Annotated in this window: 21 protein-coding genes; 10 read left to right on the top strand and 11 right to left on the bottom strand. The window is 68.0% G+C overall.

Translation table 11 applies throughout. The features are described 5' to 3' along the window. Nucleotides 1–7: 7 nt before the first annotated feature. Both MOX01_RS10075 and zapE read right to left on the bottom strand, forming a co-directional pair. Nucleotides 8–1,246 carry an ammonium transporter gene (locus MOX01_RS10075; RefSeq protein WP_046747195.1) on the bottom strand — a complete coding sequence of 413 codons (1,239 nt, stop codon included), beginning with the start codon at nucleotides 1,244–1,246 and terminating at the stop codon, nucleotides 8–10. Between the two features lie 134 nt (nucleotides 1,247–1,380). Next, entirely contained in the window at nucleotides 1,381–2,418 is a 1,038-nt protein-coding gene (zapE, locus tag MOX01_RS10070) for a cell division protein ZapE (protein ID WP_046747196.1), read from the bottom strand. A gap of 145 nt (nucleotides 2,419–2,563) precedes the next feature. Here zapE and MOX01_RS10065 point away from each other — a divergent pair, with 145 nt between their 5' ends. Together MOX01_RS10065 and MOX01_RS10060 are read left to right on the top strand one after the other, a co-directional pair. After that, the gene (locus tag MOX01_RS10065; RefSeq protein WP_046747197.1) at nucleotides 2,564–3,457 is read left to right on the top strand and encodes a sulfurtransferase; all 894 of its coding nucleotides are present in this window, start codon (nucleotides 2,564–2,566) and stop codon (nucleotides 3,455–3,457) included. Nucleotides 3,458–3,476: 19 nt separating this feature from the next. Continuing rightward, nucleotides 3,477–3,908, top strand: coding sequence for a SufE family protein (locus tag MOX01_RS10060; RefSeq protein WP_046747198.1), 432 nt, complete (start codon nucleotides 3,477–3,479; stop codon nucleotides 3,906–3,908). Here MOX01_RS10060 and MOX01_RS10055 read toward each other — a convergent pair. Further along, nucleotides 3,892–5,046, bottom strand: coding sequence for an alpha/beta hydrolase family protein (locus MOX01_RS10055; RefSeq protein WP_141369485.1), 1,155 nt, complete (start codon nucleotides 5,044–5,046; stop codon nucleotides 3,892–3,894). The genes MOX01_RS10060 and MOX01_RS10055 overlap by 17 nt on opposite strands. 25 nt (nucleotides 5,047–5,071) lie before the next feature. Between MOX01_RS10055 and MOX01_RS10050 the strand changes: the two genes are divergently transcribed. From MOX01_RS10050 to MOX01_RS10030, 5 genes are all read left to right on the top strand, one after another. After that, complete coding sequence (locus tag MOX01_RS10050) at nucleotides 5,072–5,653, top strand: DUF3000 domain-containing protein (RefSeq protein WP_058631752.1); 582 nt, start codon at nucleotides 5,072–5,074, stop codon at nucleotides 5,651–5,653. Beyond that, nucleotides 5,646–6,839 carry a ribonuclease D gene (locus MOX01_RS10045; protein ID WP_061018750.1) on the top strand — a complete coding sequence of 398 codons (1,194 nt, stop codon included), beginning with the start codon at nucleotides 5,646–5,648 and terminating at the stop codon, nucleotides 6,837–6,839. Before MOX01_RS10050 ends, MOX01_RS10045 begins: the two co-directional genes overlap by 8 nt. Nucleotides 6,840–6,911: 72 nt before the next feature. After that, on the top strand, nucleotides 6,912–8,117 hold the full coding sequence (locus MOX01_RS10040; RefSeq protein ID WP_046747202.1) for a thiolase family protein: 1,206 nt from the start codon (nucleotides 6,912–6,914) through the stop codon (nucleotides 8,115–8,117). A gap of 8 nt (nucleotides 8,118–8,125) precedes the next feature. After that, nucleotides 8,126–10,270, top strand: coding sequence for a 3-hydroxyacyl-CoA dehydrogenase NAD-binding domain-containing protein (locus MOX01_RS10035; protein ID WP_141369679.1), 2,145 nt, complete (start codon nucleotides 8,126–8,128; stop codon nucleotides 10,268–10,270). A 96-nt stretch (nucleotides 10,271–10,366) separates the two neighbouring features. After that, nucleotides 10,367–10,918 (top strand): hypothetical protein, encoded by a 552-nt coding sequence (locus MOX01_RS10030; protein ID WP_141369483.1) that lies wholly within the window; start codon nucleotides 10,367–10,369, stop codon nucleotides 10,916–10,918. Here MOX01_RS10030 and MOX01_RS10025 read toward each other — a convergent pair. The 3 genes from MOX01_RS10025 to MOX01_RS10015 are packed head-to-tail and all read right to left on the bottom strand — an operon-like array spanning nucleotide 10,903 to nucleotide 15,056. Beyond that, nucleotides 10,903–12,534: a GMC family oxidoreductase gene (locus MOX01_RS10025; protein WP_058631755.1), complete on the bottom strand. Its 1,632-nt coding sequence runs from the start codon at nucleotides 12,532–12,534 to the stop codon at nucleotides 10,903–10,905. The genes MOX01_RS10030 and MOX01_RS10025 overlap by 16 nt on opposite strands. After that, nucleotides 12,527–13,432: a YegS/Rv2252/BmrU family lipid kinase gene (locus MOX01_RS10020; RefSeq protein ID WP_141369481.1), complete on the bottom strand. Its 906-nt coding sequence runs from the start codon at nucleotides 13,430–13,432 to the stop codon at nucleotides 12,527–12,529. The genes MOX01_RS10025 and MOX01_RS10020 overlap by 8 nt, the downstream gene beginning before the upstream one ends. A 1-nt stretch (nucleotide 13,433) precedes the next feature. Next, nucleotides 13,434–15,056: an FAD-binding oxidoreductase gene (locus MOX01_RS10015; RefSeq protein ID WP_230977895.1), complete on the bottom strand. Its 1,623-nt coding sequence runs from the start codon at nucleotides 15,054–15,056 to the stop codon at nucleotides 13,434–13,436. A 20-nt stretch (nucleotides 15,057–15,076) separates the two neighbouring features. Between MOX01_RS10015 and MOX01_RS10010 the strand changes: the two genes are divergently transcribed. The 3 genes from MOX01_RS10010 to MOX01_RS10000 all read left to right on the top strand — a co-directional run bounded on the left by MOX01_RS10010 (nucleotide 15,077) and on the right by MOX01_RS10000 (nucleotide 17,943). Continuing rightward, the gene (locus MOX01_RS10010) at nucleotides 15,077–15,655 is read left to right on the top strand and encodes a TetR/AcrR family transcriptional regulator (protein ID WP_052748652.1); all 579 of its coding nucleotides are present in this window, start codon (nucleotides 15,077–15,079) and stop codon (nucleotides 15,653–15,655) included. Beyond that, nucleotides 15,652–17,106, top strand: a complete 1,455-nt coding sequence (locus tag MOX01_RS10005; protein ID WP_141369479.1) for a glycerol-3-phosphate dehydrogenase/oxidase — start codon at nucleotides 15,652–15,654, stop codon at nucleotides 17,104–17,106. Before MOX01_RS10010 ends, MOX01_RS10005 begins: the two co-directional genes overlap by 4 nt. A 141-nt stretch (nucleotides 17,107–17,247) precedes the next feature. After that, on the top strand, nucleotides 17,248–17,943 hold the full coding sequence (locus MOX01_RS10000) for an SPFH domain-containing protein (protein WP_113681267.1): 696 nt from the start codon (nucleotides 17,248–17,250) through the stop codon (nucleotides 17,941–17,943). 64 nt (nucleotides 17,944–18,007) lie between these two features. Here the strand turns inward: MOX01_RS10000 and dxs are convergent, their stop codons facing one another. The 5 genes from dxs to dut form a co-directional block, all read right to left on the bottom strand. Continuing rightward, a complete protein-coding gene (dxs, locus tag MOX01_RS09995; protein ID WP_046747209.1) occupies nucleotides 18,008–19,948 on the bottom strand; it encodes a 1-deoxy-D-xylulose-5-phosphate synthase in 1,941 nt (646 codons plus the stop codon). Between the two features lie 171 nt (nucleotides 19,949–20,119). After that, on the bottom strand, nucleotides 20,120–22,954 hold the full coding sequence (locus tag MOX01_RS09990) for an aconitate hydratase (protein ID WP_061015149.1): 2,835 nt from the start codon (nucleotides 22,952–22,954) through the stop codon (nucleotides 20,120–20,122). A 153-nt stretch (nucleotides 22,955–23,107) separates the two neighbouring features. Next, nucleotides 23,108–23,842: a DUF3159 domain-containing protein gene (locus MOX01_RS09985; protein WP_141369477.1), complete on the bottom strand. Its 735-nt coding sequence runs from the start codon at nucleotides 23,840–23,842 to the stop codon at nucleotides 23,108–23,110. After that, nucleotides 23,839–24,426, bottom strand: a complete 588-nt coding sequence (locus tag MOX01_RS09980; RefSeq protein WP_045264797.1) for a DUF3710 domain-containing protein — start codon at nucleotides 24,424–24,426, stop codon at nucleotides 23,839–23,841. Before MOX01_RS09980 ends, MOX01_RS09985 begins: the two co-directional genes overlap by 4 nt. Then, on the bottom strand, nucleotides 24,419–24,892 hold the full coding sequence (gene dut / locus MOX01_RS09975) for a dUTP diphosphatase (RefSeq protein ID WP_046747212.1): 474 nt from the start codon (nucleotides 24,890–24,892) through the stop codon (nucleotides 24,419–24,421). Before dut ends, MOX01_RS09980 begins: the two co-directional genes overlap by 8 nt. Nucleotides 24,893–24,901: the final 9 nt, after the last annotated feature.

Genomic DNA, 24,901 nt, shown 5'->3' with positions numbered 1-24,901 from the left:
CCGCAGATCACGCGTCGGCGAGTGCGTAGCCCTCCTCGCCGTGCACGACCTGGTCGACACCGGCGATCTCGTCTTCGTTCGTGACGCGGAAGCCGATCGTCTTCTGGATGGCGAAGCCGATGATGAAGGCCACGACGAACGAGTAGATCAGCACGCCGAGGGCGGCGATCAGCTGCACCGCGAGCTGGCGCGCGTCCCCACCGACGAACAGTCCGGTCTCGGTGGCGAAGAACCCGAGGTAGAGCGTTCCGATGAGGCCGCCGACGAGGTGGATACCCACGACGTCGAGCGAGTCGTCGAAGCCCAGACGGAACTTCAGCTCGATGGCGAGTGCGCAGACGACACCGGCGAGTGCGCCGAGCAGCAGAGCCCATCCCGGAGTCAGGTTGGCGCATGCCGGGGTGATGGCGACGAGACCGGCGACGGCGCCCGAGGCGGCACCGACCGAGGTGGGCTTGCCGTCCTTGATCTTCTCGACCAGGATCCAGCCGAGGATGGCTGCGGCGGTCGCACCCAGAGTGTTCAGACCGATGAGTCCCACACCGCCCATGTCCTCCGCGAGCCACTCGGCGCCGGCGTTGAAGCCGAACCATCCGAACCACAGCAGAGCGGCGCCGAGAAGCGTCAGCGGCACGTTGTGGGGCTTCAGGATGCCCTTCTGGAAGCCGATGCGCTTGCCGAGGACCAGAGCCAGGGCCAGGGCCGCAGCACCCGCATTGATGTGCACCGCGGTTCCACCGGCGTAGTCGATCACGCCGATGCCGCTGTCCTCACCGAAGAGCGTGGTGCCGAGGTTCATGATCCAGCCGCCGCCCCAGACCCACGCGGCCACGGGGAAGTACCCGACCGTCGCGAAGATACCGGCGAAGATCAGCCAGCTGCCGAACTTCGCGCGGTCCGCGATCGCCCCGGAGATCAGGGCGACGGTGATGATGGCGAACGTGGCGCCGTAGGCGACGCCGAGGAGAGCGACGTTCGAGCCCTCGCCTGCGGCCAGGCTCGAGAGGCCGAAGTCGGCGAACGGGTTGCCTGCGAAGGCGGTCGGGCTGTCGACGGCGCTCATCGAGAAGCCGAAGAGAATCCACAGCACGGCGACGAGTCCGATGGAGCCGAAGCTCATCATCATCATGCTGACGACGCTCTTCGCCTTGACGAGACCGCCGTAGAAGAAGGCGACGCCGGGCGTCATGAGCAGCACCAGCGCTGTCGCGGTGATCGCCCACGAGATGTTGCCGGGAGCATCCATAGGAAAACCTCACATCCGAAGTAATTGAGAGCTTCAGTGTGACGACCTGCGGTTTCGTCAATGCGTGAGGTTTGTTTCCCCGCTGTTACAGCGCGGCTCCGCCCGTGAACATCGCGTTACGCGCGCCTACGGGCTTACGCAGAATGCGTGAGGGCGTTGAGTCGGGAGATGGCGCGCAGGTACTTCTTGCGGTATCCACCGGCGAGCATCTCGTCGGAGAACACCGCATCGAGGCTGAGGCCAGTGGCGAGGATCGGGATCTGCGCGTCGTACACACGGTCGACGAAGGCGACGAAACGCAGTGCCTCCGACTGATCGGTCAGCTGACGGACGTCGCGCACACCCACGCCGCCGAGCCCGTCGATGAGTCGGATGTAGCGCGACGGATGCACCTGTGCCAGATGGCGGATCAGATCGTCGAACCGGTCATCAGACGCGGTGCCCGTTGCGGCGGCCGCAGCGACGGCCGCAGCGTAGGCGTCGTCGTCGAGCACGACGGCATGACCGTCGAGGGCGCGCTGGCGGAAGTCGACGCCGTCGATGCGCAGTGTCTGGAAGCTGTCGGACATGGCATGGATCTCGCGCAGGAAGTCCTGTGCGGCGAAGCGTCCCTCACCGAGTGCGTTGGGAGGGGTGTTCGAGGTGGCTGCGAGTCTGGTGCCGGTCGGCACGAGCTCGCCCAGCAGGCGCGTCATGACCATCGTGTCGCCCGGGTCATCGAGCTCGAACTCATCGATGCAGAGCAGATCGGCGCCCTTGAGCAGATCGACGGTGTTCTTGTAGCCGAGCGCGCCGACGAGGGCCGTGTACTCGATGAACGAGCCGAAGTACTTCCGGCGGGCCGGCATCGCGTGGTAGATCGAGGCGAGCAGGTGTGTCTTGCCCACTCCGAATCCGCCGTCGAGGTAGACGCCCGGCTTGAGCTCCGGCTCCTTCTTCGCCCGGCTGAACAGACCTCCGCGCTTCACGGGAGCACCTCGTCCGGCGAAGCGCATCAGCGTCTCCTTCGCCTCTTCCTGCGAAGGGTAGGCGGGGTCGGCGCGGTAGCTGTCGAACGTCGCACTGTCGAACTGCGGCGGCGGCACCAGGCTCGCCAGCATCTCGGGTCCGCTGACGGTCGGCTGGCGCTCGGTGAGGTGCACGATTCCCGTGCGGCTGGTCGGGTCGGTCATCACGGTCCTGGATCAGGTGCTCACCTGTGTCGAAGTCTTACGAATCGGGCGCAGGGTGCTCGGCGGGGATCTATCGTCGAAGGGACGGAACAACACTACGCCGTCTGCAGCAGCACCCTCGTCCGCTCAACGCTTCGGAGACCCCATGGCCATCGAGTTCGATTCCTCCTCCCCCAAGTTCGCCGAGTACGCCGAGCCCGGCCGCCTGGTGACCACGCAGTGGCTCGCGGAACGGCTGGGAACCCCCGGCCTCGTGGTGGTCGAATCCGATGAAGACGTCCTGCTCTACGAGACCGGCCACATCCCTGGAGCGGTGAAGGTCGACTGGCACACCGAGCTCAACGACCCGGTGGTGCGTGACTACGTCGACGGCGAGGGCTTCGCCGAACTGCTCAGCCGCAAGGGCATCGCCCGCGACGACACGGTCGTCATCTACGGCGACAAGAACAACTGGTGGGCCGCCTACGCCCTCTGGGTGTTCTCGCTGTTCGGCCACGAAGACGTACGCCTGCTCGACGGCGGACGTGACCGCTGGATCGCCGAAGGACGGGAACTCACCCGGGAGGCGACCTCCCGGCCGGCTACGGAGTACCCCGTGGTCGAGCGCGACGACTCCGTGATCCGCGCGTACAAGGAAGACGTCCTGGCCCACATCGGCAGCCCTCTGATCGATGTGCGCTCCCCCGAGGAGTACTCCGGTGAGCGCACCACGGCACCCGCATACCCCGAGGAGGGGACGCTGCGGGCGGGACACATCCCCACCGCGCAGAGCGTTCCGTGGGCGAAGGCGGTCGCGGAAGACGGCGGATTCCGCCCCCGGGCCGAGCTCGACGTGATCTACCGTGACGGCGCCGGCCTGAATGACGGCGACGACGTCGTCGCCTACTGCCGTATCGGTGAGCGGTCGAGCCACACCTGGTTCGTGCTCAAGCACCTCCTCGGGTTCGAGAACGTCCGCAACTACGACGGTTCCTGGACGGAGTGGGGAAGCGCAGTGCGCGTGCCGATCGTCACGGGCTCAGAGCCGGGTACCGTCTGAGCGTGTGACAATGACAGGGATGAGCACGAGCGACGTTCCTGACACCCTTGCCGAGATCCGCGAGGGATTCCTGGAGACCCCGGAGTCGGATCGGCTCCTCCTGCTGCTCGAGTTCTCGGACGAGCTCCCGGACGTCTCGGACGCGGTCGCGGCGCATCCCGAGATGTACGAGCGGGTCGCGGAGTGCCAGTCCCCTGTGTACATCCACGTCGAGGTGCAGGACGACATCGTCACCATGCATGCGACGGCACCTCCGGAGGCGCCGACCACCCGCGGGTTCGCCAGCATCCTGGTGCAGGGGCTCACCGGTCTCACCGCCGACGAGGTTCTCGCCATCCCGAACGACTACCCGCAGTCGATCGGCCTCACGAAAGCGGTGTCGCCGCTGCGGATCGGAGGCATGACCGGGATGCTGATGCGGGCGAAGAACCAGGTCATGCAGAAGCGCTGAAACCCGTGGCTTCGAGCCAGTCCGTGATGGCCGTGGTCCATCCGGTCTGGTCGTAGTTCCACAGCTTCGTGTGACGGGCGACCGTGAACTTCGGCATGGTCACGAGGTCGGGGCGCGCATTCTGAAGGGCATGGGACGAATCCGCGGGCACGAAGCCGTCGTCGTCGCTGTGCAGGATCAGGATCGGTGCGGTCAGTTCGTCCGCTCGGGCGACCATGTCCAGGCGATCGAAGTGGATCGGCTCGTCTGCGCCGCTGAGGCGCGCGGTGAGAGGCGTCTGCAGCGCCCCCATGGCCAGCTCGGGCAAGGGCGGCCGCACCCCGGCAAGCTTCGCCTGGAACCGCAGCACCGTGCGCCAGTCGACGACAGGGGACTCGAGGATGATCCCCGCGATGCGGTCTCTGTGACCCGAACTCACCGCGGCCTGCAGCGAGACCGCTCCCCCCATCGACCAGCCCATCAGGATGACCCGCTCTGCTCCGTGTCGGAGTGCGTACGCGATGGCGGCATCGACGTCACGCCACTCCGATGCCCCGAGCGCATACGCACCGGCCCTGGTTCGGGGAGCCTCACCATCGTTGCGGTAGGACACCACCAGGGTCGGAAGGCCCGCCGCGTGCATGACCGGCACGGCGCGCAGGCACTCCGCCCGTGTCGCTCCTCGGCCGTGCACCTGGATCACCCAGGTCGACGACGACCCGGGGAAGTACCAGGCCGGACACGGGCCGGCGGGAGAGCCGATCAGAAGGTTCTCCCACTGCAGGTGCAGCTCGCTCGGAGTGGAGTAGTAGTAGCCGCTGAATGCCGCAGCACGATCCACGCGCGCACCGGGTTCGATCTGCGTGAGCAGCTTGCGTCGAACGGTCGTGGCGTCTGCGCTGAGCACCGCACCGAGCTTGACGTAGCCGTACGTCCCTGTCGTGAACAGGCCGTAGCGCCCGGGGAGCTCGGTGTCGGGAGTGCGCTGCAGTTCGATGGTCTGCGCACCGGTGTCGACCGCGAGGATCTGTGTATCGGTGGGTCGGCGCATCGGGGTGACGACCCGTCGGGCGACCGCGAACACGACGAGAGCGAACGCTGCCCCGAAGGCGAACAGCGCGGGGACAAGGAGCGTAACGGCGTGCCTGAGACTCTTCATCGCTTCCTGACTCTAGCCTGTTGCCGTGACCGCACACCCCGAGGCCGGGACGCCTTTCGAGAGCGCCGTGGCCGAACTGCGCGAGACCGAGTTCCGCGATGACATCACGGTACGCGAGATCGCCACGCCACAGGGTCTCGCACCCTTCGCCATCGCCCTCGCCGCCGACGTGCGCCCGGAGAGCGACGGCGAGTCGGTGTACGGCACGGGCCGCTTCGTCCTGCTGCACGATCCGGACGAGCCGGGCGCTTGGGGCGGCTCGTGGCGCATCGTGATCTTCGCGCAGGCTCCACTGGAGACCGAGATCGGCACCGATCCCCTGCTCGCCGACGTGACCTGGTCGTGGCTGGTCGACGCGCTCGATTCGCGGGATGCGGTCTACCACTCGGAATCGGGGACGTCGACGAAGACGCTGTCGAAGGGATTCGGCGGGCTCGCCATCGAAGGCGACGGAGCGCAGATAGAATTGCGTGCGTCCTGGACTCCGGAGGGCCCGTTCCGACCGCACGTCGAAGCATGGGCCGAGCTGGTCGGAATGCTGGCGGGACTTCCGCCCGGCTCCGAGGGCATCGCCGTGATCGGCGCGCGAAAGGCTGTACGTGACTGAATACTCCGTGATCTCGGATGCTGAGGAGTTCCGCGCGGCTTGCGCCGTACTCGCTGCGGGCACCGGCCCCGTGGCCGTCGACGTGGAACGCGCGTCCGGCTTCCGTTACTCGCAACGCGCCTATCTGGTGCAGGTGTTCCGGCGCGAAGCCGGGGTCTTCCTCTTCGACCCGCCGGCCATCGGCGATTTCGCTCCTCTCCAGGAGGCGATCGGCGACGTCGAGTGGGTTCTGCATGCCGCGAGCCAGGACCTGCCCTCGCTGCGGGAGCTGCGCCTCGAGCCTCCGGTGATCTTCGACACCGAACTCGCGTCCCGTCTGCTCGGGCACGAACGGGTCGGACTCGGCGCCGTCGTCGAGGACACGCTGGGCATCACGCTGAAGAAGGAGCACTCGGCGGCCGACTGGTCGACGCGTCCGCTCCCCGACTCCTGGCTCGAGTACGCCGCGCTCGACGTGCTGCATCTGATCGATGTCCGCGACGTTCTCGTGCTCGAACTGGAGGAGCAGAACAAGACGGAGTACGCCGCCCAGGAGTTCGCCGCCACTCTGGCCCGTGCGCCCAAGCCGCCGAGGGAAGACCCCTGGCGCCGGCTCAGTGGCCTGCACCAGGTGCGCGGGGCTCGTAACCTCGCGGTCGCACGTTCGCTCTGGCAGGCCCGCGAAGCGTATGCACAGGACCAGGATGTCTCCCCCGGCCGGCTCGTTCCCGACCGGTCACTCGTCGCCGCAGTGATGGCCAACCCGCCGTCGAAGCAGGCCCTCGCCGGTATCAAGGAGTTCCAGGGCCGCGCGAGCCGCACGCAGCTCGACAGGTGGTGGCAGGCGATCGTCGATGGGCGGGCATCGGAAGAGCTCCCGCGCGAACGGGTCCCGAGCGATACGCTTCCTCCCCCGCGCGCATGGGCCGATCGCAACCCCGAAGCGGATGCGCGGCTCAAGGCCGCGCGCCCTGTCGTGGAAGCCATCGCCGAGGAGTTGGGGATGCCGACCGAGAACCTCCTCACCCCGGAATACCTCCGCCGCGTGGCGTGGGATCTCCCCGGTGAGACGGCGGAGGAGATCGGGGATGCGCTGGCAGCACTCGGAGCCCGCCCCTGGCAGATTGAACAGACCGCACAGAAGATCGCGGCCGCCTTTGTAGAGGCGGCGCAAACGCCCGACAGCACCTCCGCACCCGCTTCGTAGGTTCGAACCAACCGATTCCTCCCTGTTTCCCGGGCTTCATAGACTGAGGCCACGCACTAACTTGGAGGCAGAGTGGCCGAGATCTCGGACGTCTTCTTCGTCGATGGAGTACGCACCCCTTTCGGGCGCGCCGGCGAAAAGGGCATGTACTGGAACACCCGCGCGGATGACCTCGCCGTCAAGGCGACCATCGGCTTGATGGAGCGCAACGCCTCCGTCCCGGCCGACCGCATCGATGACGTCGCCATCGCGGCGACGAGCCAGACCGGCGACCAGGGGCTGACGCTCGGGCGCTCGGTGGCGATCCTCGCGGGCCTTCCGCAGACGGTGCCCGGCCTCGCGGTCGAGCGCATGTGCGCCGGCGCGATGACCAGCGTCACCACGATGGGCGCATCGATCGGTGTCGGCATGTACGACTTCGCCCTCGCCGGCGGCGTCGAGCACATGGGGCACCACCCGATCGGCGGGAACGCCGACCCGAACCCGCGGTTCGTGGCAGAGAAGATGGTCGACCCCGGCGCGCTCAACATGGGCGTCACGGCTGAGCGCATCTTCGACCGCTTCCCGCACCTCACCAAAGAGCGCTCCGACCGCTTCGGCATGTTGAGCCAGCACAAGGTGCAGGCGGCATACGACGCGGGCAAGATCCAGCCCGACCTCGTGTCCGTCGCGATCAAGGGTGCCGACGGCGCCTGGGGCCTCGCCACCGAGGACGAAGGTCGACGCCCGCAGACCACCATGGAAGACCTCGCCGCGCTGAAGACGCCGTTCCGCCCGCACGGACGCGTCACCGCAGGCACCTCCTCCCCTCTCACCGACGGCGCGACGATGTCGCTGCTCGCCGGTGGTGGTGCGGTCAAGGAGTTCGGACTGGCGCCGAAGATGCGGATGGTCTCGTTCGCGTTCGCCGGGGTCCAGCCCGAGATCATGGGCATCGGCCCGATCCCGTCGACCGAGAAAGCCCTCAAGAAAGCCGGTCTCACGATCGACGACATCGGTCTCTTCGAGCTCAACGAGGCCTTCGCCATCCAGGTGATCTCCCTGCTCGACCACTTCGGGATCGCCGACGACGATCCGCGTGTCAACCAGTGGGGCGGCGCCATCGCCCTCGGGCACCCGCTCGCCGCGTCCGGTGTGCGCCTCATGATCCAGCTCGCGGCGCAGTTCGCCGAGCGTCCCGATGTCCGCTACGGCCTCACCGCCATGTGCGTGGGTCTCGGCCAGGGCGGTTCGGTCATCTGGGAGAACCCGCACTACGACGGCAAGAAGAAGAAGTGAGCGCGAACGTGACCGACTACGACGACATCGACTTCTCCCCCATCCAGACGCTCACCGAGGGCGAGGTCATCACACAGTCACCGGTGCGCGACATCCGTCTCGCCTCCGGCAAGGTGCTGGCACTGATCACGCTCGACAACGGTCGCGATCACACCCGCCCGAACACGCTCGGACCCGCGACGCTCACACAGCTGGGTGAGACCCTCGACGGCCTCAAGGCCAGGGCAGCGGCCGGCGAGATCCAGGCGGTCGGCATCACCGGCAAGCAGTACATCATGGCGGCCGGCGCCGATCTCTCGGACATCAGCAAGGTCGGGTCCCGGGACAACGCACGCCTCATCGCGCAGCTGGGCCACAAGGTGCTCGGCAAGCTCGGCGACCTCGGCGTGCCGTCCTTCGCGTTCGTGAACGGACTCGCGCTCGGCGGCGGACTGGAGATCGCTCTGAACTCCACATACCGCACGGTCGACGCCTCGGCGGCGGCAGTGGCGCTTCCCGAGGTCTTCCTCGGCATCATCCCCGGCTGGGGTGGCGCCTACCTGCTGCCGAACCTCATCGGCATCGAGAACGCGCTCGAGGTGGTCATCTCGAACCCGCTCAAGCAGAACCGCATGCTGAAGCCGCAGCAGGCGTTCGACCTCGGGATCTTCGACGCGATCTTCCCCGCGGCGAACTACCTCGAGAACTCGCTCTCCTGGGCGGATGCGGTACTCGGCGGCACGAAGGTCGAGCGCAAGAACGAGCCCGGCAAGCTCGAGCGCCTCACCAAGTGGCCTATCGCGATCAAGATGGCGCGCGGCATGCTGGAGTCGAAGATCGGCACCGTGCCGAAGTCGCCGTACGCCGCCCTTGAGCTGCTCGACAAGGCGAAGAGCGGCACGAAGGCGGAGGGCTTCGCCCGCGAGGACGAGGCGCTGGCGGAACTCGTGACCGGGGACCAGTTCGCCGCGTCGATGTACGCGTTCGACCTGGTGCAGAAGCGTGCGAAGCGTCCGGTCGGTGCGCCCGACAAGCAGCTCGCGAAGAAGGTCACCAAGGTCGGCATCATCGGTGCCGGTCTCATGGCCAGCCAGTTCGCACTGCTGTTCGTGCGCAAGCTCCAGGTGCCTGTGCTCATCACCGACCTGGATCAGGCACGTGTCGACAAGGGCGTCGCCTACATCCACGAGGAGATCGGCAAGCTCGAGGCCAAGGGACGTCTCGACTCCGACAGCGCGAACAAGCTGCGTGCGCTGGTCACCGGCACGACCGACAAGAGCCTCTACGCGGACTGCGACTTCGTCATCGAGGCGGTGTTCGAGGAGGTCGGCGTCAAGCAGCAGGTGTTCGGCGAGATCGAGAAGATCATCGCCGAGGACGCGATCCTCGCGACCAACACCTCCTCCCTGTCGGTCGAGGAGATCGGGTCGAAGCTCGCGCACCCGGAGCGTCTGGTCGGCTTCCACTTCTTCAACCCGGTCGCGGTCATGCCGCTGATCGAGATCGTGAAGACCCCGGTGACCGCCGACGCCGCGCTGTCGACGGCCTTCGTGGTCGCGAAGAACCTGGGGAAGAACGCGGTGCTCACCGCCGACGCCCCGGGCTTCGTCGTGAACCGGCTGCTCGCGAAGGTCATGGGCGAAGCCGCACGTGCCGTCTACGAGGGCACGCCGATCGCCGAGGTCGAGAAGGCCTTCGGACCCCTCGGCCTCCCGATGGGCCCGTTCCAGCTGATCAACCTGGTCGGCTGGAAGGTCGCCGCCCACGTGCAGGACACGATGGTGCATGCGTTCCCCGACCGGTTCTACGCCAACGAGAACTTCCACGCGCTCGCCGAGCTCGACACGGTCGTGGAGAAGGACAAGGGCGGACGCGTCGTCGGCTGGAGCAAGCAGGCGGAGAAGGTCCTGAAGCCGGCGGTGGGCAAGACACCGGCCACGGCCGCGACCATCCTCCAGCGCGTGCAGGACGGTCTGGCGCAGGAGATCAAGCTCATGCTCGACGAGGGCGTCGTCCCTGAGGTCGAGGACATCGATCTGTGCCTGATCCTCGGCGCCGGTTGGCCTTTCATCGACGGCGGCGCCTCACCGTACCTCGACCGCGAAGGTGCATCCGAGCGGGCCTTCGGCGGCTCCTTCCACACCCCGCAGATCCGCGGCGTCGAAAGCCGCTGATCGCCGGACGCCATAACCGAAGCGCCTCACCGGATTCCCAGCGAATCCGGTGAGGCGCTTCGTCGTCCGGCGCTCGGCAAGCCCTACCCTGGATCGATGAGCTCTCGCCCGTCTCCGCGCACCACCGAGCAGCCGATGGCCTTCAGCCGACGCGAGTTCTGGCGCGGCGCCGTTGCGACCTGGATCACCTTCAACGCTCTGTTCCTCCTGGTGACGACCGTCGTCCTCGCCATCATGTCGCGCTCCCTGCAGACCGTCTTCTCGATCCTCATCCTGGTGGCATGGTTCCAGCTCCTCTTCGTCGTGGCCACCTCCGCTCTGGCGACCGTCATCGGCAGCGGGGCCGCCTTCGTGCTGGGCCGGCTTCTGCGGACCACGGCGGGCATGCGGCAACACCTCATCGCCTTTGCAGGACTCGGTCTCGTGGTCGGAGGCGTCGTCATCGCGGTCGTCGGGACCTGGCCCGCGAACATGACCGGAGAATTCGGGTCCTTGTTGACGAACATCACCGAGCCCTACATCGCACTTCCCCTGCTGGGGATGAGCGCCGTCAGCGTCGCCCACGGCTGGTACTGGACAGCGTCACGGGCGCTGTCCGAAGACCCTGCACCACAGAGCCCTGTCGCCGAGGCTCAGCTCGCCGGCTGAACCGGGCGCGCGTCGTCTTCGCCGCGACGAGGCCAGTACGACAGCGCCCGCTCCGCCAGTGCGGTGATCGTCAGCGAGGGATTCACCCCGGGATTCGCGGGCACGGCGGCGCCGTCGACGACGTGCAGGCCGGGGTGCCCCCAGACCCGGTGATACCCGTCGATGACACCGTCCGTACGTGACGCCGAGATGACGGCACCGCCGAGGAAGTGCGCGGTGAGGGGGATGCCGAACACCTCAGGCCAGGATCCACGTGCAGCGGCTGGGACCCCGCTGTCCACCTCGACCCGCGCGGCGATCGCCGCCGCCGCCGCATGGGCCTGGGGCAGATAGCTCGGGTTCGGCTCCCCGTGTCCCTGTGCGCTCGTCATGATGAGGCGGCCGAAGCGGCGGCGCAGGGAGAGCGTGAGCGAGTTGTCCGCTGTCTGCATGACCAGCGCGATGATACCCCGCTCGCTCCAGCGGCGGAGGCTCCCGAGACGGAACTGCCGCACCGGGGAACGGAGCATCTGGGCGACCAGACTGCGCAGTCGCACCCCTATCGGACGTCCGCCGGGGACGATCACGGTAGCGAGTGCACCCATCAGGTTCGACCCCGGCCCGTAGCGGACGTTCTCGACGTGGGTGCGGTCGTCGACGTGGAACGACGTGGTGATCGCGACGCCGCGGGCGAGCTGCAGCGAGTCCGGGACGCTCACGGCGACCGCGCCGTCGAGGGCCTCCGAGTTGGTGCGGGTGAGCCGACCTACGGCGTCCGAGACCCGCGGCAGAGCCCCGGACTCCTTCATCCGGTGCAGCAGCTGCTGCGTGCCCCAGGTGCCGGCGGCGAGCACGACCTCCCGGGCGGTCACGGTCTTCCGCGCGCGGCGGACCCAGGCCCCGCTGCGCTGCGTTGTCACCGCGAATCCTCCTTCGGGGAGCTCACGCACCTCGCTCACCGTGCGGAGGGCCTCGATCGCGACTCCGTGGCGCTCCGCCAGAGCCAGGTAGTTCTTCATGAGCGTGTTCTTCGCGCCGACGCGGCAGCCCACCATGCAGTTGCCGCACAGCGTGCACCCGGTTCGATCGGGCCCCTCGCCGCCGAAGAAGGGGTCCGGCGTGCGCTCCCCCGGCTTCCCGAACCAGACCCCGACCGGTGCGTGCCGGAACGTCGAGCCGACGCCGAGATCGTCCGCGGCGCCGGCCATGATCCGCTCCACAGGGCCGGTGTGCGGGTACTGGTCGACGACGCCGAGCATCCTCTTGGCCGTCGCATAGTGCGGCGCGAGTTCGTGCTCCCACTCCGCGATGCCCTGCCACTGCGGGTCCGTGAAGAAGGCCGCGCCCGGCTGATACAGCGTGTTCGCGTAGTTGAGCGATCCGCCGCCTACCCCCGCACCGGCCAGGATCATCACATGCGGCAATCGGTGGATACGCTGCACACCGTAGCAGCCGAGCGCCGGCGCCCAGAGATAGCGACGGACGTCCCAGCTGGTCTTCGCGAAGTCGTCGTCCTCGAAGCGGCGACCCGCCTCGTAGACGCGAACTCGGTAGCCCTTCTCCGCCAGCCGCAGAGCAGCGACCGAACCTCCGAAGCCGGAACCCACGACCACGACATCCTCGTCGAACTCAGTCATCGCTCTCCTTCGGCACCATCATCGTGAGCGCGCCGGGAAGCACCGAGATGGTGCACTCATCCTCGCCGATGCGCTCGCCGTCCGCGTAGACCACGAGGCCGGGGGCCGAGACGGTCACGGACCGTGCACGCCGGTGCGCGACCTCAGCGCGCGCGAGATGCGTCCCACGCAGCAGCAGCGGGAAGAGACCCAGCAGGCGCATGCGGCCCAATGGCGCGACATGGACGATGTCGAGGAGTCCGTCGTCGGGGACGGCTCCGGCGCAGATCGGCATACCCCCTCCGTAGCTGGACGTGCTGCCGGCTGCGATCAGCGTGCCCGGTGAGCTCCTCGCCGCTTCCTCGTCTACGGCGATGCGGAATTCCATCGGCCGCAGTCGCACGAGCTCGATGAGCAGCGCGAGGTAGTAGCGAGGTGCGCCGTGCGGCCAGCGGAGCCTGTTGGTGCGGTCGCTGACCTTCGCGTCGAAGCCCAGCGCCGCGATGGTCAGGAATCTCCGACTGCCCTTCGCGGTGCGGACGACGCCGACGTCGATCGCTCGTGGCATGCCGATGAGGGCGAGCTCGGCGGCGGCCCGTGCGTCACCACGTGGGAGTCCCAGGGCTCGGGCGAGATCGTTCCCCGTGCCCGCCGGCACCAGGACGACCGGGACGGAGGCGGCGCACACCGTGTCGAGCACGCCGGCCAGCGTGCCATCACCGCCCACGACCACGAGGAGACGAGGGCCGTCGGCCAGCGCGGCGACGGCGAGCCGGGCGGTGTCGGCGGCGGAGGCACCCGCGTACGTTCGCACCTCGGCACCACGCTCCCGGAAAAGTCGAACGGCTGCCTCCGCCGCTCGCCCGCCCCGCCCCTTGCCGGCGAACGGATTCGCGAGCACGGCGATGTGCTCGGACACGTCAGTGCGTCCGTTCCGCGGGGATCACGGCGCCGGGGTTGAGTATGCCCGACGGATCGAGCTCCCTCTTGATGGCGGCGAGGATGCGGACCCCGGTCTCCCCGATCTCCTGACCGAGCCACGGCGCATGGTCCCGCCCGACCGCGTGGTGATGGCTGATCGTTCCCCCTGCGGTGATGATCGCATCGTTCACACGCGCTTTCACGGGCTCCCACGAACGGAGCATGTCGGTGCGCACTCCTGCGAGGACCGTGAAGTACAGCGACGCCCCGGTCGGGTAGATGTGCGAGACGTGGCACATGACGTACGACTTGGCGCCGATGTCCGCGAAGCCCTCCTTGAGCGCCGCCTCGACCGTCGAGCGCAGCGCCTGCAGGTTCGACCACGTCGTCGCGGTCTCCAATGTCTCGCAGAAGACGCCGGCGTCGAGAAGTGAATCGCGCAGATAAGGTCCGTCGAACCGGGTCCTGAGCCAGTCCTCTGCCGGGCCTTCCCCCGAGGAGGTCCCGCCCGCCGCGGCGAGGTGAGCACCGGCATGAGCCCGTCGTTCCGCGATGTCCTCGCCTTCGTACACCGTGACCACGCTGGCGCCCTTGGCCAGTGCTTTGCCGATCCGCCCGACCTGGGCGAGGCTGACAGCCGTCTCCGCTTCGTCGGACAGCCGGATGACGGTCGGACCGCCGCTCAGCTGAGCGACACGACGAAGCCCCTCGGCTCCACTGGCGAAGTCCGGAAACGACCAGGCCTCGAACACCCTCGCGCGCGGGATCGGGTGGACGCGCACCCGCACCTCGGTGATCACGCCGAAGATGCCCTCGGAGCCGAGGAACACTCGAATCAGGTCGGGCCCTGCGGCAGAGCCCGGCGACCGCCCGAGCTCGATGTCGCCGGTCGGGGTGGCCACTCTGATCCCGGTCACCATCGTGTCGAAGCGCCCGTTCCCCGCAGAGTTCTGCCCCGAAGACCGAGCCGCCGCGAATCCGCCGATCGTGGCATAGCGGAAGCTCTGCGGAAAATGACCGAGCTCGAACCCGCGCGCGGAAAGCAGCGCCTCCGCCTCCGGCCCCGTCGTGCCGGCCGCGAGCACGGCCTCACCACTGGTCTCATCGAGCCGCACCATGCCGCTCAACCGCCGCAGATCGAGACTGACCACGGCGTGATGCGCGCCCCGTTCAGGATCGAGTGCGCCGACGACGCTCGTCCCGCCACCGAAGGGGATGACGGCGACACCTCGCGCCGCCGCAGCATCGAGACACGCACGGACCTCGTCGTGGTCGGCGGGGCGGACGACGGCGTCCGGTGCGTCCTGTCGTGCCTCGCGTCGGCGAAGCAGGTCGGGCGTCGAGCGCCCGCCCGCGTGACGGACGCGGGCCTCCGGTGTGTCGTCGACGTTCTCGAGGCCGACGGCGAGGACGAACGCCGCGCGGTCTTCCGCTGTCAGACGCGACGGGCGCAGCTGCACCTCCGAGAGTTCGACGGCGGGAGCGGGCGTGCGGACGCGCCCCAACAGCATCGGCAGCAGAGCACGCACCGGCAGAGGCAGCCCCTTCGCCTTGGCCGGGTCGCCCCAGCCGTTCCATCTCATCAGCGAGTCCGCATCGACCCTGCCGTTCTCTTGGCCCATGCGTTACAGTGTGACACATCATGGAAGAACGTCAACCTCTCTGGGATGCCACGCAGACGAAGATCCTCGATGCGGCCGATGCGCTGATCGAGAGGCGCGGCGTGCACGGCGTGACCGTCGCGGAGCTCGCCCGGCGCGCAGAGCTGAGTCGGCCGACGATCTACCGCAACTGGAACGACGCCGATGACGTCGTCCGTGCAGCACTGCTGCGCCGTGTGACCACCATCCTGAGCGCCTTCCCCGCGACTGCGGCCACCAGGCCCGCCCTCGTCGACGATGTGCTGCGCTTCATCGGCCTGTTCCGGAGCGACGCCCTGTATGCGAGACTGCTGGCTGACGAGCCGGAAGCGTTCACGCGATACACGCTGCAGCGCGTGGGTTCGAGCCAGCGCATGATCCTCGGGTGGCTGTCCGCAGCGATCGGAACCGCACAGCTCGACGGATCGGTGCGCGACGGTGCACCGCAGGAGATGGCCGTCATGCTGCTGCTCATCGCGCAGTCCGCGGTGCTCTCCCACGGGACCGTCTCCGATCTGATCTCGGAGGCGGCATGGGAGCGCGAACTGCGGGCCGCGCTGGACGGACTGCTGCGCCCATGATCAGGGAGCCATCCGCGCTCAATGTCGCGCGACGGAGGACGGAGCTCACGCTCGCAGCCGAGGAGCGGGTCGACGTGCTCGTGATCGGCGGCGGCATCACGGGCGTGGGAGTCGCACTCGATGCTGCCTCTCGCGGACTCACCGTGACGCTGATCGAAGCCGAGGATCTGGCTTTCGGCACCAGCAGATTCAGCTCGAAGCTCGTGCACGGCGGCCTGCGCTACCTCGCCACCGGAGACTTCGCGACCGCGCGGGAGAGCGCGCACGAACGCCATCTCCTGATGACCTCGATCGCCCCTCACCTCATCCACCCCCTCGGACAGCTCCTGCCGTTCTCGCAGACTGTCACACTCCGGCAGCGTGTCGCAGGCACCGTGGGCATGGGGCTGGGCGATGTGCTGCGGATGCGCGCACACACACCCCGCCGGGTCCTCCCCGCCCCTGCCGTGGTCTCCGCGCGCACGGCCATGCGGTTGATGCCAGCCCTCGACCAGCGGGGCCTCCGCGGAGGGATGCTGGCCTATGACGGTCAGCTCGTCGATGATGCGCGCCTCGTCACGACGGTGGCCCGCACCGCAGCGGCCCTCGGCGCCCGCATCCTCACCAGGGTCCGTGCGCTCTCCCTGCGCGCAGATGGGGCCTCGGTCGAGGAGGCGACGACGGGCGAGCGTTTCGAGATCCGTGCACGTGCGGTCGTCAACGCGACGGGAGTGTGGGCGGGAGCACTCGATCCGTCGATCACGGTGCGACCGAGTCGAGGGACCCACATCGTGCTCGACGCCGCCGACCTCGGCGCTCCGTCGACGGCACTGACGGTCCCTCACGAAGGGTCGATCAGCCGATACGTCTTCGCTCTGCCACAGGCACACGGACGACTGATCGTCGGACTCACCGACGAAGACTCACCCGGCGCGGTCCCGCGGGTCGCTCAGCCGACGGAGACCGAGATCGAGTTCCTCCTCCACAGCCTCAACCGCGTTCTCGCCACCGCGGTCCGACGCGATCAGGTTCGTGGCGCCTTCGCTGGCCTGCGGCCGCTTGTCGACAGCGGAACCGACTCGACAGCCGACATCTCCCGTCGGCACCTGGTGGCGGCATCGGAGTCGGGCTTCATCTCGGTGCTCGGCGGGAAGCTGACGACCTATCGACGCATGGCCGAGGATGCCGTCGATCTCGCCGTCACGACGCGGAGTCTGCCGTCGTCGCGACAGAGTCGCACCGCGTCATTGCGGCTCGCGGATCGTGACGTCCCCTCATCGGACGAGCTGCTGGACGAGGCGACGGCCCTGACCGCGGCAGAGGTCGAGTACGCCGTCCGCGTGGAGGGGGCGATGACGGTCGACGATGTCCTCGACCGGCGCACGCGCATCGGGCTCGTCGACGCGGATAGAGCCCGCTGTCGTCCAGTGGTCGAGTCCGTCGTGGCCCGCGCGGTCTCCGCGCTTCTCTGACACCGGATCACGGCGCGGCCGGAGCCATCGCGTATCCGCCGCACAGCCGGGCAGGGAACGTGCGGGGAACACCGCATGAAATCACGGCGAGCAGGCCGCCCGACGACACATCGGCACTCGGCGAACCTGCACAGTGGTGACATGGACATGCTCTTCACGATGCTGGGCGGCAAGGGGATGTCGGGCCTGCTGAAGACCGGAACGGCCATCCTCACCACTCTCCTGGTGCTCCCCGCTCTCCTCAAGCTCTTCATCGTCACCGTCGACGAGGGCTGGGCGGCCATCCGAACCCGCAACGGCAAACCCATCATCCGCAACCGCCCTCAACGGCGTCCGTCCCAGCACGGTGGCGCGGTGGGCGAAGTCGTCGTGCTGGACCCGGGCTCACACGGGGCGTTCCCCCTGTTCTACTGGTACAAACTCGTCGACGTGCGGTGCCGCGCGACGGATCTGCCTGCGCGGGAGCTGAGCGGTGCGAGCGGTCATCAGCATCGCGTGCATGCCTCGTTCGAGTGGCGTCCCCTACCGACGGGGCACGATCTGCGCGTCTTCGAGTTGGATGTGGTGAACGTGAAGGAACGCGCCTCGAACATCGTCGGCGCGGCGCTGCGAGATGTGGTCCGCAGCCTCGAAGGAGCCGAGCTGCCGCACAACGACGAGATCAACACCCGGGTCATCGCGGCCAGTGCCGACGAGGTTCGCCGCGCCTGCGGCGTCGAGCTGGTGCGCGTGATGGTCACCGGCGACGCGCTCACCGACGGCTACCTGCTGTCGACCGCACTCCGAGAGGTGGATCGCGGAGCCCAGGCCGTCGCGGCACTGCACGCCCTGAACTGATCTCCCCCGGCACCACCGCCGGTGCGGGGCACTCTGCTGGAGCGGGAAACCCCCGGGACGGGTCTCAGTGCCTCTCGTGCAGCGGAAGGTCGATCGTCCCGGTCTCGCCCGCGTGACGCGCCTTGGGGATGCGGGTCCCGAGCACCTGCGAAACGATGTCCTGCGCGATCTTGGGCGCGGTGAGCCCCGCATCGGCGAGGATCTGATCGCGGGAGGCGTGATCGATGAACTCGTCGGGAAGACCCAGCTCGTCCACCGCCGTGTCGATCCCCGCCTCTCGAAGAACCTGCCGGACACGGGTGCCGATTCCTCCCACGCGGATCCCGTCTTCGATGGTGATCACGAGGCGATGGTGAGCCGAGAGCTCCACGATCGACGGCTGCACAGGGATGGCCCATCGCGGATCGATGACGGTGGCGCCGATGCCCTGCGCGCGAAGCCGGTCGGCGACATCGAGCGCCAGTTCCGCGAAGGGGCCGATGGCGACGATGAGCACGTCCTCAGTCTCGCCGCGGGCGAGTACGTCGACACCGTCGCTGAGCCGCTCGATGGCCGGGAGGTCGGCGGCGACCTCGCCCTTGGGGAAGCGGATGACCGTCGGTGCGTCCTCGACGTCGACCGCCTCTCGGAGGGCTTCGGTCAGTCGGGCGCCGTCGCGGGGCGCGGCGATGCGGATGTGCGGGACGATCTGCAGCATGGCGAGGTCCCACATGCCGTGATGGCTCGGCCCGTCGGGGCCGGTCACACCGGCGCGATCGAGGACGAAAGTGACTCCGGCGCGGTGCAGCGCCACGTCCATCAGCACCTGGTCGAAGGCACGCCCCATGAAGGTGGCGTACAGGGCGACGACGGGGTGCAGTCCCCCGTAGGCCAGTCCCGCGGCGGAAGCCACGGCATGCTGCTCAGCGATTCCCACGTCGTAGACGCGGTCGGGGAAGCGCTCGGCGAACGGCGCGAGGCCCGTCGGTCGCAGCATCGCAGCAGTCATGGCGATCACATCGTTGCGCTGCTCACCCACGGAGACCAGAGCGTCGGAGAAGACGTCGGTCCACCCACGACCGCCCGACGACAGGGTCTCCCCGGTCGTCGGATCGATCTTGCCGACGGCGTGGAACTGGTCGGCCTCGTCATCGCGGGCCGGCTGATAGCCGCGGCCCTTCTCGGTGATCGTGTGCACGATGACGGGGGCACCGTACGACTTCGCCAGCTCCAGCGTCTCGAGCAGCGCGGGGAGGTCATGCCCGTCGACGGGGCCGAGGTACTTGATGTCGAGGTTCGAGTACAGCGCCTCGTTGTTCGTGAACCGCGAGAGGAACCCGTGGGTACCGCCGCGGACACCGCGGAACACGGCACGGCCGACGGGACCGAAAGCACGGAAGAGGCGGTCGGAGCGCTGATGCAGGTCTTTGTAGGCCGCTGCCGTACGCACCCGGTTGAGGTAGCGCGACATGCCGCCGATCGTCGGCGCGTAGGAACGTCCGTTGTCGTTGACGACGATGACCAGGTTGCGGTCATTGTCATCGGAGATGTTGTTCAACGCCTCCCAGGTCATTCCACCGGTCAGCGCGCCGTCGCCGACCACCGCGACCACATGCCGGTCGGCGCGGCCGGTCGCCGTGAGCGCCCGGGAGATACCGTCGGCCCAGCTGAGCGAGCTGGAGGCGTGCGACGACTCCACCACGTCATGGGCGCTCTCCCCGCGCTGCGGGTACCCCGCGAGTCCGCCGCGCACGCGCAGGCCGGAGAAGTCCTGGCGGCCCGTGAGCAGCTTGTGCACGTAGGACTGATGCCCGGTGTCGAAGATGAAGGGGTCGTCCGGAGACGAGAACACGCGATGAAGGGCGATCGTCAGCTCGACGACGCCGAGGTTGGGGCCCAGATGGCCGCCGGTACGGGACACGTTCTCGACCAGGAACTCGCGGATCTCCGCGGCGAGTTCCGCCAGCTGCTCGGTCGAGAGGGCATCCAGATCGCGGGGTCCAGAGATGCTCGGAAGAATGGGCATCTGCGCCTCCTCACAGGCTTCGTCAAAGACGCCCGACACGGGTGCGGGCGTCGTCCTGATCCTACCGCCCCGGGCCGGGAGAGCTCCGAGGATGGAAGCCCCCTTGACACGACGGAGGGGCCCGTGTCCGAAGACACGAGCCCCTCCGCTACGCGATCAACCAGCGTGCGATCAGACGAGCGAACGCAGCACGTACTGCAGGATGCCGCCGTTGCGGTAGTAGTCAGCCTCACCGGGGGTGTCGATGCGCACGACCGCGTCGAACTCGACCGGCTGCTTGCCCTCGGGCGAGTGCTCGCTCGGGGTGGCCGTGACCTTCACCGTCTTCGGCGTGACGCCGTTGTTGAGCTCTTCCAGGCCGGAGATCGAGACGATCTCGGTCCCGTCGAGGCCCAGCGACTCCCAGCTCTCGCCGGCGGGGAACTGCAGCGGCACGACTCCCATGCCGATCAGGTTCGACCGGTGGATGCGCTCGAAGCTCTCCGTGATGACGGCCTTGACGCCGAGCAGGCTCGTGCCCTTGGCCGCCCAGTCACGCGACGAACCGGAACCGTACTCCTTGCCGCCGAAGATGACGAGCGGCGTGCCCTGCGCCTGGTAGTTCATGCTCGCGTCGTAGATGTACGACTGCGGGCCGCCCGGCTGCGTGAAGTCGCGGGTGTAGCCACCCTCGACGACCTGCCCGTCGTTCACGGCGGAGACCATGAGGTTCTTGAGACGGATGTTCGCGAACGTTCCGCGGATCATCACCTCGTGGTTTCCGCGGCGCGAGCCGAAGGAGTTGAAATCCTTGCGGTCGACGCCGTGCTCCGTCAGGTACTGGGCCGCGGGCGTCCCCGGCTTGATGTTTCCGGCCGGCGAGATGTGGTCGGTGGTCACCGAGTCGCCGAGCGTCGCCATCACGCGAGCACCTTCGATGTCCTTCACCGGGGTGAGCTCCATCGTCATGCCGTCGAAGTACGGTGCCTTGCGGACGTAGGTCGAGTTCTCGTCCCACTGGAACGTGTCGTCATCCGGCGTCGGCAGGTTGCGCCAGCGCTCGTCGCCGTCGAACACCGTGGCGTACTGCTTGATGAACTGGTCGCGCGAGATCGACGAGTCGACGATCTCCTGCACCTCGTCTGGCGTCGGCCAGATGTCCTTCAGGAAGACGTCTTCGCCGTCGCTGCCCTTGCCGAGGGCGTCGTTGTCGAAGTCGAAGTGCATCGACCCCGCCAGCGCGTAGGCGATGACCAGCGGCGGGCTGGCGAGGTAGTTCATCTTCACGTCGGGGCTGATGCGACCCTCGAAGTTGCGGTTGCCCGAGAGGACGGCCGTGACGGCGAGGTCGTGCGAGTTGATGGCCTCGGAGACCTCTTCGATCAGCGGTCCGGAGTTTCCGATGCAAATGGTGCAGCCGTAGCCGACCGTGTAGAAGCCGAGACCCTCGAGGTCCTTGTCGAGACCGGACTTCTCGTAGTAGTCGGTGACGACCTTGGAGCCGGGGCCGAGCGTGGTCTTGACCCACGGCTTCTGCTTGAGCCCCTTCTCGAGCGCCTTGCGTGCGACGAGACCGGCGGCGATCATGACCGACGGGTTCGACGTGTTGGTGCACGACGTGATGGCAGCCAGCGTGACGGCGCCGTTGTCGAGGATGTACTTCTCCCCGTCGGGTGTGGTCACGGGGACGGGCTTCGAGGCGTTGGCCGGCGCGCCGCTGTTGATGTGCACCGGACGCGTGGTGGGCTCCTCCTCGCCGGGAACCGAACCGGGGTCAGATGCCGGGAAGGAGTGCTTCGACTCGAGGTCGACGACCGAGTCCGAGGTCGATGCGGTCGCGTACGCCAGGATGTCCTGCTCGAACTTCGACTTCGCCTCCGAGAGGAGGATGCGGTCCTGCGGGCGCTTCGGGCCGGCGATCGACGGCACGACGGTGCCGAGGTCGAGCTCGAGGTACTCGCTGAAGGTGGGCTCGTGCGATGCGTCGTGCCAGAGCTTCTGCTCCTTGGCGTAGGCCTCGACGAGTGCGACGGCCTCGTCGCTGCGGCCGGTCAGGCGCAGGTAGTCGAGGGTGACGTCGTCGATCGGGAAGATCGCCGCCGTGGAACCGAACTCCGGTGACATGTTGCCGATGGTGGCGCGGTTGGCCAGCGGCACGGATGCCACGCCCTCGCCGTAGAACTCGACGAACTTGCCGACGACGCCGTGCTTGCGCAGCAGGTCGGTGATCGTGAGCACGACATCGGTCGCCGTGACACCGGCGGGGATCTCACCGGAGAGCTTGAAGCCGACCACGCGAGGGATGAGCATCGACACGGGCTGACCGAGCATGGCAGCCTCGGCCTCGATGCCACCGACGCCCCAGCCGAGCACGCCCAGACCGTTGACCATCGTGGTGTGCGAGTCGGTGCCGACGCAGGTGTCGGGGTAGGCGCGGAGCACGCCGTCGACGTCGCGGTCGTAGATGACCTTCGCGAGGTGCTCGATGTTCACCTGGTGCACGATGCCGGTCCCGGGCGGGACGACCTTGAAGTCGCTGAAGGCGGTCTGGCCCCAGCGCAGGAACTGGTAGCGCTCACCGTTGCGCTCGTACTCGATCTCGACGTTGCGCTCGAGTGCGTTCTCGGAGCCGAACAGGTCGGCGATGACCGAGTGGTCGATGACCATCTCGGCCGGCGAGAGCGGATTGATCTTGTTGGCGTCGCCGCCCAGAGCCGTCACGGCCTCGCGCATGGTGGCGAGGTCGACGATGCACGGGACACCGGTGAAGTCCTGCATGACCACGCGCGCCGGCGTGAACTGGATCTCGGTGTTGGGCTCAGCCGCTGCGTCCCAGGACCCCAGCGCCTCGATCTGCGCCTTCGTCACATTCGCGCCGTCCTCGGTGCGGAGCAGGTTCTCCAGGAGGACCTTGAGACTGAAGGGGAGTTTCTCGAAACCGGGCACCGTGTCGATGCGGAAGATCTCATAGTCGGTGCTGCCGACTGTCAGGGTGCTCTTGGCACCGAAGCTGTTCACCGTGGACACGAATCCGTCTCCTTCTATTCGGATGGGAGCGACAGGCGCCTCCATCTTGCTCGCCAGTGAGCCCCTGCGGCTAGCAAGGGGGACCTAACCAGTCTGCTCCGGGAAGCGCACCGGCGAAAGCCTGCGATTTATCTTGATGTCAAGATAAATCTATCACGCCTCGGGGGCATCCTCGCGCGCAGGCTCGCGGGGGTGGAGCGCCCGTACGACCAACCAGGTCACGGCGATGAGCGGTGCGAACAACGGCAACCCCATGATGAGCTTGAGCGTCCCGAGTGCCGTGACGTCGCCGGCGAGATACAGGGGCAGCTGGACGGCGAGGCGCGCGAAGAACAGCGAGGCCCAGGCGATCCCGAGCCAGAAGTACGCACGTCGCTTGCGGCGGTCGGTGCGCCAGGTGGTGCCCTCCCCCATCAGGAATCCGACCGCGAGGCCGATCAGCGACCATCCGATCAGTGCGGAGATCAGGATGACCGATCCGTAGACCGCGTTCGTGATGAGTCCTGGCACGAAGTTGTCCGCGCCGCGTCCGGTCCACAGCGCGAGCGCCGCGGCGGCCACAGCCGCGACGAGACCGCCCAGCGCGGCGGAGGGCGGCGACTTCTGCACCAGTCGGACGAGGGTGAACACCGCTGCCAGGCCGACGGACACCCCCAACGACAGGATCAGCGGCTCCGGGCGGATGGTGAAGAGGATGACGAAAGCGAGGCTCGGCAGCACGGACTCGAGGATGCCGCGCCATCCCCCCATCGCCGTCCAGACCACCTTGTGGGTGCTGGAGCCCTCAGCGGGATCGAGACCGGCACGACGCGCGGCACCGCCGAGCGCCGCCCCGAGGATCTCGGAGGTGCTCTTCTCGCGTTCGGCGTCGGGCTCGGGAGCGCTCACGCGGAACCCGGAGTCGCCGGCATCTTGAGCGGGATCAGGTCGCGCGGGGGCATCGGCGAGCCGCCGCGGACGACGACGATCGAGCGGAAGAGGTCCTCGACCTTCTCGGCGGCTTCGGGGTCAGACGCTCCTGCGCCACCGATCACACCGCGCAGGAACCAGCGCGGGCCGTCGATGCCGATGAAGCGCGCGAGACGCAGCCCTGATCCCTCCGCCGCCGTGGCAGGAACCTCGGCGAGGAGCTCCTTGCCCAGTGGGCCTTCGCGCTCCTCGACGCGACCGCCCTGAGCTTTGACCTGGTCGCGGAGCTGCACTCGGGTCTCGTCCCACAGTCCGCCGGAGCGCGGCGCCGCGAACGGCTGCACCTGCAGCGAGGAGTCGGCGTAGTCCAGGCCGACCGCGACGATGCGCTTCGACTGCTCCTCGACTTCGAGGCGCAGATTCAGACCTTCGCGCGGCAGGATCTTGATGCCGCCGAGATCGATGTACGGACGGACCGGGTTGGCCTCGGAGTCATCGAAGGGCCCGTCGGTGGCACGGTTCAACGGTGCCGACTTCGAAGGGGTCTCGTTGTTGTCAGTCATTGGCTCGTCCTGCTTCGCTCTGGTGGGTCGCTGCCTGGTATCCGGTGGAGCCGAATCCACCGGCACCACGGACGCTGTCCGGCAGCACGTCGACCGGGATGAACGTGGCGCGCGTGACCGGCATGATGATCAGCTGCGCGATACGATCGCCGACCGCCACATCGTACGCGCTCTTGGTATCCGTGTTGATCAGACTCACCTTGATCTCGCCGCGATAGCCGGCGTCCACCGTTCCGGGAGAGTTCACGATCGAGATGCCGTGCTTCGCCGCCAGGCCGCTGCGCGGTACGACGAATGCCGCATACCCGTCGGGTAGGGCGATGCTCACCCCCGTCGGCACGAGAGCGCGCTCCCCCGGCTCCAGGTGCACCGCCTCGGCGGCGACGAGATCGGCTCCGGCGTCTCCCGGATGCGCATACCCGGGCAGCACTGCAGCGATAATGGGGACATCAACGGAATCGGTCACCCCATGAGG

It is taken from the genome of Microbacterium oxydans (genome assembly GCF_006540085.1).
GTDB classification, from domain to species: domain Bacteria; phylum Actinomycetota; class Actinomycetes; order Actinomycetales; family Microbacteriaceae; genus Microbacterium; species Microbacterium oxydans.
This window is presented reverse-complemented; position numbering and strand designations above follow the sequence as displayed.